The organism is Photobacterium damselae, assembly GCF_003026815.1.
GTDB classification, from domain to species: domain Bacteria; phylum Pseudomonadota; class Gammaproteobacteria; order Enterobacterales; family Vibrionaceae; genus Photobacterium; species Photobacterium damselae.
In genome coordinates, this window is record NZ_PYOG01000064.1 from 1 (window position 1) to 5,705 (window position 5,705).

At 39.2% G+C, this 5,705-nt stretch carries 4 protein-coding genes; 1 reads left to right on the top strand and 3 read right to left on the bottom strand.

The window, feature by feature from the left end; translation table 11 throughout:
- Positions 1–230: 230 nt before the first annotated feature.
- The 3 genes from CTN07_RS23355 to epmB all read right to left on the bottom strand — a co-directional run bounded on the left by CTN07_RS23355 (position 231) and on the right by epmB (position 4,947).
- Positions 231–815, bottom strand: coding sequence for a phage integrase SAM-like domain-containing protein (locus CTN07_RS23355; protein WP_170107352.1), 585 nt, complete (start codon positions 813–815; stop codon positions 231–233).
- Positions 816–2,584: 1,769 nt separating this feature from the next.
- Positions 2,585–3,487, bottom strand: a complete 903-nt coding sequence (gene rimK, locus CTN07_RS21955) for a 30S ribosomal protein S6--L-glutamate ligase (protein WP_036764517.1) — start codon at positions 3,485–3,487, stop codon at positions 2,585–2,587.
- Positions 3,488–3,924: 437 nt separating this feature from the next.
- Positions 3,925–4,947 carry an EF-P beta-lysylation protein EpmB gene (gene epmB, locus CTN07_RS21960; RefSeq protein ID WP_005301701.1) on the bottom strand — a complete coding sequence of 341 codons (1,023 nt, stop codon included), beginning with the start codon at positions 4,945–4,947 and terminating at the stop codon, positions 3,925–3,927.
- Positions 4,948–4,980: 33 nt separating this feature from the next.
- On the opposite strand from epmB, the gene efp reads away from it, so the two are divergent.
- Positions 4,981–5,547, top strand: a complete 567-nt coding sequence (gene efp / locus CTN07_RS21965) for an elongation factor P (RefSeq protein WP_036764516.1) — start codon at positions 4,981–4,983, stop codon at positions 5,545–5,547.
- Positions 5,548–5,705 lie beyond the last annotated feature (158 nt).

A 5,705-nucleotide genomic window follows, 5' to 3' on the forward strand; every position in this document is an offset into this window, starting at 1 on the left:
CCGCTTCTAATTTAAATTCAGCACTAAATAATCGTCTTGTTCGTTTTGTCATGATGTCACCTATTCATGTTAAGAGGTGATGATATCACCTCTGAGTAGGTGGCCAAATTTAATGTACCACTACAAGTAGCCTTGCGGTAATCAGTCATCCATTCTTGGCTAGTAGGTAGGCCAACCTCCATACTGGCCGTAGCTCATGGTCACGCCTGTCTTGTGCCCTAACACATTGGCTATATTGAACTCATCAACTCTTGCACGTTGCGCTGCGGTAGCGAAATGCACGCGCAGGGAATGGAAGGAGGGCTGCTGTCCGTTGTAACCTTACTGGTCTTGAATCGAGAAAAGACTCGTCCAGCAGACTTGTGGTCTAGCCCTAGAGGAAGTTGGATGTCTTGGATTTGCTTTGCTATCGGAATGGTCCGTGCGGCAGCAGCGGTCTTACCTTTTTTGATAACCATGCACCTCACATCCTCGATTATTTCCTCATGAGCGTTGCATCGTTCGCTAAGTCTTGCTTTGGGGAACAAGCCTAGACGCACTAGATCTCTAATTGATTCAGAAGCTTCTTTAAGTACTTTGCTTAGTTGGTCATGACTGAATAGTTGCTTCTGTTTGCTTCCTTCGCCACGGTACGCACTTAGGTCATGATCAAAGAAAGGACTTGTCTTGCTATCTATTTCCCCAAGCTTATAGGCGTGTGTCCAGATAGACCGCAAACGACTGAGATGGGCTGTGATTGTACCGTGTGAGTATTCACGCCTTAAGTGCTCTACATACTCGACTACCTGACGTTTGTTGATTTCCCTTAGCGGTATGTCAGGCTCTCGTAAGAACGAAAGGAATCTCTCTGCGCTGTTTCAAGTGCTTGTTACTGGTACTCACAGATACTGTCTTGTAAGTCAAAAGTGGAACGGAATGTATCACGTCAGGTGTCTTACAGCCCAGTAATACCGCTGCTTTCAGCGAGTTATGGGATCTTGGGGCTCTTTGATATAATCATTCCTCCTTAACCTATTCTCTAAGCCGAAGTGGGGCAACCTGCTTCGGCTTTTTTGTGTACTGATTTTTTGTTTCCTCTTCTTATCGTTTTTTCCCCTCTTTCTTTTGCTCGTAACCCTAAATCCTTAATTATTGGTATGTAAGGCTCACTAGGATAAAACCTCAAAAAGCTGCACAAATTTAAGTTATTGTTTATAAATGATTTATTTTGAGATTTTTATATGAATGGCTTATTTGAAATTATGTTCAGCTTAATTGTGATCTCTGGTGTAAAAGCTGCACATATTGAGATGTAGTTTACTCAGATAAAAGCTCAAAAAGCTGTACATAAATAAGTGTAAATAAAACAATGACTTATATTGTCGTGATGGGTGTGTGATGTGAAGCTTGGTTTTGTACAGCTTAAAGGTGTGTTTTTATTAACGATCTGTACATTATTGTGTTAAAGCTTGCCAGGAGAAAGACTAGAAAAGCTGTACATAATAAAGTTATTATATATCAATGGCTTAAGTTGCCGTTTGTTCTACTTATTAAAAACCTCGGATATGTACACCAATAAGCTGTATTTTTGAGGATGTGCTGATCGTACGAGGGTGTGGGTTAATTCTATGGTTTTATCTCTTTATTAAATCGGATCTGAGTTAAAGCTAACTTATTTAATTAATTCGAATGATCACCAAATTATAATGAAATCATAAAAATTGTGTCTTTCCATATAGTTAATGAAAGTACATATAAATTTAAAAACAATAGCTAATATATGTTGTTTATTATAAACACTTTCGTTTCGTGTAATTGCTTAAATTTATGCTTTTATATTTCTGTTCTGGTTTTTTGTTTAAATATAAATTTTAACTGTACGTGATGATCGTCGATGATTACTGAGATTATTCCAATTGTAATTGAATCGTATCGTATCGTTGTAGTTGACTCTCTGGGCTAGGAAGATTTGTGACACGTACCTGAACAAGTGTTTGGCATCGATACCAGGCTATTTAGATGGGGTTAGGGAGGGTGAGAGTTCACAATTGAGGGGAAATCTAATCAATTATATAGGTGCTTGCTGAGGAAAAAGCTCGAAAAGCTGCACATTGATAAAATTATTTATTTTTCAATTGCTTATGATTAGATAGAAGTAAGTGGGGTTATCCAATTGATTCTGTACAGCTTATTGGTGTACAAATGCTGTTTATGTGTATGAGTAGCATTAAGTTTGGTTGATAAAAACCTTGATAAGCTGTACGAATTATATCTTTTAAATATCAATAACTTATATCGTTGTTTTTTTGTTTTGTATTAACCTTGAATTATGTACAGCGAACAGCTGTTTTTCTTTTCATTAGCTGAACATGTAAGTGATTAGTTTATCTGGTAAATAGCCTAAAAAGCTGAACATAAATTAGTTGTTTAAAATCAATTGGTTAGCTTAATTGTTTTCTGTTTTGATTATAATCTTTATTTTGTACACCTTTTAGGTGATTTTCTATTTGAGTGGTGTTCGTTTTTGATAGGGATAAAAAAAGCAGCTATTACTAGCTGCTTTGATTTGGCTAAAGACAATGATTGCCTTTGTTAAGAGAAACTCTTATTGATGCTGAAGATGGCGACGGCTCTTGCCTACATTTTTCTCAATGTATTCAATGATCATTCCAGCAATATCTTTACCTGTCGCACCTTCGATGCCTTCAAGGCCCGGTGATGAGTTAACTTCCATAACCAATGGGCCTCGGTTTGAGCGTAGTAAGTCGACACCTGCAACGCTTAATCCCATTGCTTTAGCTGCTGCTACAGCAGTTTTACGCTCTTCTGGGGTAATGCGAATTAAAGAGGCGCTACCACCACGGTGCAGGTTTGAACGGAATTCACCTTCGGCACCTTGACGTTTCATTGAGGCAATGACTTTATCACCAATAACAAAGCAACGGATATCTGCACCGCCTGCTTCTTCAATATACTCTTGCACCATGATATTGGCTTTTAAACCCATAAAAGCTTCAATTACGCTTTCTGCCGCTTTTTGTGTTTCAGCTAATACCACACCAATGCCTTGAGTACCTTCTAGCAACTTAATAACTAGAGGTGCGCCGCCTACCATTTTGATGAGGTCTGGTACATCACTTGGTTTACTCGCAAAGCCTGTTACTGGCATACCGACGCCTTTACGACTTAGTAGTTGTAAAGAACGTAACTTATCGCGAGATCGGGTAATGGCGATGGATTGGTTTACCGAAAATACATCCATCATTTCAAATTGTCGTAATACCGAGCAACCATAGAAGGTGATATCGGCACCAATGCGTGGGATCACAGCATCAAAACCTGTTAAATCATTACCTTCAAAATGAATCGATGGTTTAACAGAGTTGATATTCATATAACAACGTAGCGCGTTAATGATCACCGCTTCGTGGCCTCGTTGTTCACAAGCTTCACGTAAACGGCGAGTTGAATATAGGTCTTGGTTTTGGGACAAAATGCCAATTTTCATTACGTTACTCGCAGTAAGTAGTGGAATAAAAGTAGTGATAAAGAAGTTTGGCGTACTTCTTTCATCGCGAATTAGATACGACTAAATGGATGGCGACTATGCGCTTTAATGAGCAAAAAATCGAGAGCTTAAGCCATGATCTTTTTTTATCGTAACAAGTAAATTTTATTATAATTCCTATGGTGTTACTTTTGCTTAGGGTTTGCCGTGTTACTTTTAATTGTAGTTTAACAGTAAAAAAGCTTAATAAGCTGTACGCTTTAATTTTTTATTTTAATTCAATGTGTTAAGTTTTATTTTAAATGGGTTGCCATGTTATATTTGGTTTGCGTGCAGCAAAAAGGTGTGATTTGTATGTTTTGGTGAGCAGCTGATATAAAAAAGCCATGTAATCCTATAAATTACATGGCTTTAGTTAATTAATGGCTTGGTGTGTCTTACTCTAAATGCAGATCTAGAGGCGTTTTGCTACTGCGTCCACCGATTTCTCGGGTTAATTGAGGAACCAGATATCCTGAGACATTTTCCATCAGTCCAGCCATCAAAGTTTTGGCTTGAATATCATCGACAAAGAAATGTGCCGCGCCTTGCACTTTATCCAACACATGAAGGTAATAAGGTAAGATTCCAGCGTCAAACAGGCGGTTACTTAAGTTGATAAGCGCTTGAACGGAATCATTAACCCCTTTTAGTAATACACCTTGGTTTAGCAGGGTAACATTCGCATGTTTTAGGTTCTGCATTGCTAGAGTTAATTCAGCATTGATTTCGTTACAGTGGTTGATATGAGTAACTAAAATCACTTGTAAACGGCTACTGGCAAAACGCTGGCACAAATCGGGGGTTACACGACTAGGCAGCACAACAGGCAGTCTAGAGTGGATTCTAAGGCGCTTTATATGGGGAATCTGTTCAATACCGTCCATAAGCCAAGCTAACTCATGATCTTTCGCCATTAGAGGATCTCCGCCTGACAAAATCACCTCATCCAGTTCAGGGTGGTTGGCAATATAATCGAGGCTTTGTTGCCAAACACTTTTACTGCCTTTGTTATCTTGATATGGGAAGTGGCGTCGGAAGCAGTAACGACAGTTTATGGCACAACCACCTTTGACTATCATTAATACTCGGTTTTTATACTTATGCAGTAGGCCGGGAATATCGTTATCTTGTTCTTCTAAAGGATCGGTAGAATAACCCGCATGGACTTCAAACTCTTGCTCAAGAGGGAGTACTTGGCGCAACAATGGATCGTATGGGTTGCCAACTTCCATTCTTTCGACAAAACTCATAGGAACGCGAAGGGCGAAAAGCTTACGCGCAGCCAATCCTTTTTCCCATGGAGTTGGGTCTATTTTAAGCAAATTAAGCAGTTTTAGCGGATCCGATATCGCATTACCTAAATCATTAAGCCAGTTTTGCTCAACAGATGGCGCGTTTCGGGTTATTATATGTGACATTTACTACAACTCGAAGATGTTAAGAGGACTAAAATGGCGTCTTTCAGCACCAATGAATTCCGCGGCGGAATGAAAATTATGCTTGATAATGAACCATGTGTCATTATCGAAAACGAATTTGTTAAACCTGGTAAAGGTCAAGCATTCAACCGTGTGAAAATCCGTAAACTACTTTCTGGTAAAGTTTTAGAGAAGACTTTCAAATCTGGTGAGTCAGTTGAAGCTGCGGACGTAGTAGACGTAGAGCTAGATTACCTATACACAGATGGTGAATTCTACCACTTCATGAACAATGAAACATTTGAGCAAATCGCAGCAGACGTTAAAGCTGTTGGTGATAACGCTAAATGGTTGGTAGAGAACAACACTTGTACTCTAACTCTTTGGAACGGTAACCCAATTGCAGTGACTCCTCAGAACTTTGTTGAGCTAGAAGTAACTGAAACAGATCCAGGTCTGAAGGGTGATACTCAGGGTACTGGTGGTAAGCCTGCTACTCTAAGCACTGGCGCTGTGGTTCGTGTACCACTATTTATTCAGATTGGCGAAGTAATCAAAGTTGATACTCGTAGCGCTGAATACGTGAGCCGTGTGAAGTAATTTACCGTATCGCACAAAAAAGGTCGCTTAGCGGTAATGCCGATCAGTTAAGCTCAAAATGATCGGTTGAATGATCCTATAGATGTGTAAAAATCCAAGTGTATTTAATGCACTTGGATTTTTTTATGGACGTTTCTCAAGCTCTAAACGTAATTAAT

What these genes read in the sequence shown, in the direction of transcription:
- rimK (WP_036764517.1), bottom strand. Translation starts at nt 3,487, where the DNA reads ATGAAAATTGGCATTTTGTCCCAAAACCAAGACCTATATTCAACTCGC.
- epmB (WP_005301701.1), bottom strand. Translation starts at nt 4,947, where the DNA reads ATGTCACATATAATAACCCGAAACGCGCCATCTGTTGAGCAAAACTGG.
- efp (WP_036764516.1), top strand. Translation starts at nt 4,981, where the DNA reads ATGGCGTCTTTCAGCACCAATGAATTCCGCGGCGGAATGAAAATTATG.